This is a genomic window from Terrabacter carboxydivorans (assembly GCF_039532035.1).
GTDB lineage: Bacteria > Actinomycetota > Actinomycetes > Actinomycetales > Dermatophilaceae > Terrabacter > Terrabacter carboxydivorans.
The window spans coordinates 1-1,341 of the sequence record NZ_BAAARE010000060.1 but is presented as its reverse complement, the minus strand read 5'-3'; the positions used below and the strand labels follow the sequence as shown (position 1 = coordinate 1,341).

1 protein-coding gene is annotated in these 1,341 nt (G+C 68.5%); it reads right to left on the bottom strand.

Annotation, left to right across the window (positions count from 1 at the left end):
- Nucleotides 1-32: 32 nt before the first annotated feature.
- Nucleotides 33-1,241 (bottom strand): IS481 family transposase, encoded by a 1,209-nt coding sequence (locus ABD297_RS23535; RefSeq protein WP_344257590.1) that lies wholly within the window; start codon nt 1,239-1,241, stop codon nt 33-35.
- Nucleotides 1,242-1,341: the final 100 nt, after the last annotated feature.

The window sequence follows — 1,341 nt, the reverse complement described above, 5'->3', positions numbered from 1 at the left end:
TGTGATGTCGCAAGACATCGGCGACAGTGGCCCTACGGAAACGTAGGGCCACTGTTGTTTTTCCTGGGGTGTTGTGGCTGGTAGTCGCGGCTGGGGTCAAGGGTCAGCTCGCGGATGATTTCGCCGGTGGCGGTGTCGACGATGGTGATGTCGAGGTCTTGGACCAGGAGCCGGACGTAGGTTCCGGCGTGGGTCCGGCCGATGCCGATGTGGTGCAGGCGGCCGTTGTGGCGCAGGGTGAGGTTGCCGGTCTTGGACACGCGGTCGGTCCGGACGCGGTCGTGGGTGTCGCTGCGGCGGTCGCCGGGGCCGGCTTTGGGTCGTGCGGTGTAGGCGGCGTGCGGGGTGGCCTGGTGCTGGAGTGAACGGTGCGGGCGGCGGTGGTTGTACTCGGCGATGAAGGTGTCGAGCATCCGTTGCAGATCGGCGACGGTGGCGGGCTGGTGGGGTTGCGCGCGCAGCCATTTCTTCAGGGTCTGCTGGAAGCGTTCGACCTTCCCGCAGGTGGTGGGGTGGTTCGGGCGGGAGTTCTTCTGGGTGATCCCGAGCTGGCGCAGCTCGACCTCGAGGCTGGTGCGGCCGCCGCGGCCGCCGGCGAACCGGACGGTGTACACCATGCCGTTGTCGGTCAGGGTCGAGGCGGGGTAGCCGTGCTCGGCCGCGGCGGCGGTGAAGGTCGCCAGCACGATCGGGCCGGTGATGCGGGGGTGGGCGCTCACGTGCAGGGCGTAGCGGGAATGGTCATCAAGCCAGGTGAGGATCTCGACGTCCACTCCGGGGCTGCCGTCGGTGCGGGTGAGGCGGTAGTGGGTGAAGTCGGACTGCCAAGTCTCGTTCGGCTGCCCGGCCTCGAACCGGATGTAGGAGGACTTGGGTCGCTTGGACGGGTCTGGTGTGACGGTGGCGTGGCGCACCAGGATGCGGTGGGCCGTGGCGCGCGAGATCACGACCTGGTGGTGGTGGCGCAGGTGCCAGCACAGCGTGTCAGCGCCGGCGTCCAGGCCCGCGTCGGTCAGGTCCTTGCGCAGCCGCAGGACCAGCTCGACGGTCGTGTCCGCGACGGCGGTCGGGCTGGTCAGCGGGCGGCGCGACCTGGGCTCGAACGCTGCCTCGCCCTCCTGCTCGTAGCGGGCCTTGAGGCGGTACACCCAGGAGCGATGCACCCCGTACCTCGCGGCCACCTCGGACACGGTCTGACCTTCGGTGAGCAGGGCCGTGATGACCAGTCGCGCCTTTGACATGGCTGAGCATGCTCAGCACCACACCCTGTCGCCGATGACCCGAGACAGGGTGTCGCCGATGTCTTGAGACACCTGTCGCGGATGTCCTGAGACTGGACAC

Bases quoted from the DNA above. Each gene is read 5' to 3' on its own strand.
- ABD297_RS23535 (WP_344257590.1), bottom strand. From the start codon at position 1,241: ATGTCAAAGGCGCGACTGGTCATCACGGCCCTGCTCACCGAAGGTCAG.